This window comes from Bradyrhizobium sp. UFLA06-24, assembly GCF_054967145.1.
Window position 1 is genome coordinate 1 of sequence record NZ_JADFUE010000196.1, and the last position, 965, is coordinate 965.

Annotated in this window: 1 protein-coding gene; it reads left to right on the forward strand. The window is 66.2% G+C overall.

Features of this window, described 5'->3' with window-relative positions; genetic code table 11:
* Positions 1 to 965, forward strand: a 965-nt coding sequence (locus IF809_RS38600; RefSeq protein WP_462840084.1) for a chemotaxis protein CheA, incomplete at both ends; no start/stop codon positions are given.

A 965-nucleotide genomic window follows, 5' to 3' on the forward strand; every position in this document is an offset into this window, starting at 1 on the left:
AGTGCTGCTCCCATTGCCGAAGCGCCGCCGCTGGTGCCGGAAGCGCCTGTTGCCGCACCTGCAGCTCCCGCCAAGGAGATGACCACGGGGACGCTGATCGAGCAGACGCTGGAGCGTCCGTTGCGTCCGGGCGAAGTCTCGCTCGACGAGCTCGAGCGGGCCTTCCGCGAGACCGCGATCGAGGCGCCCGCGCCCGTCGCCCAAGCCGAGGTGAAGGCCGAGCCCGCGCCGGCGGCTGAAGCGCCGAAGGAAGCCAGCAAGGAGGTCGCCAAGGAATCGACAAAGGCGCCCAAGGAGAAGGCCGCGCCGAAGAAGTCGATGGCCGACGAAGGGGCCGGTGAAGGCGCCAGCATCGCCAACCAGTCGATCCGCGTCAACGTGGATACGCTGGAGCACCTGATGACCATGGTCTCCGAGCTGGTGTTGACCCGCAACCAGCTGCTGGAGATCTCGAGGCGCAACGAGGACACCGAGTTCAAGGTGCCGCTGCAGCGTCTCTCCAACGTCACCGCCGAGCTGCAGGAAGGCGTCATGAAGACGCGCATGCAGCCGATCGGCAATGCCTGGCAGAAGCTGCCCCGCATCGTCCGCGATCTGTCGAGCGAACTCGGCAAGCAGATCGAACTGGAGATGCACGGCGCCGACACCGAGCTCGACCGCCAGGTGCTCGACCTGATCAAGGACCCGCTCACCCACATGGTGCGCAACTCCGCCGATCACGGCCTGGAGACCCCCGCCGAGCGCTTAGCTAGCGGCAAGGGCGAGCAGGGCACCATCCGCCTGTCCGCCTATCACGAGGGCGGCCACATCATCATCTGCATCGCCGACAACGGCAGAGGCCTCAACACCGAGAAGATCAAGGCCAAGGCGATCTCGAGCGGTCTCGTCACCGAGGCCGAGCTCGAGAAGATGAGCGAAGCCCAGATCCACAAGTTCATCTTCGCGCCGGGCTTCTCGACCGCGGC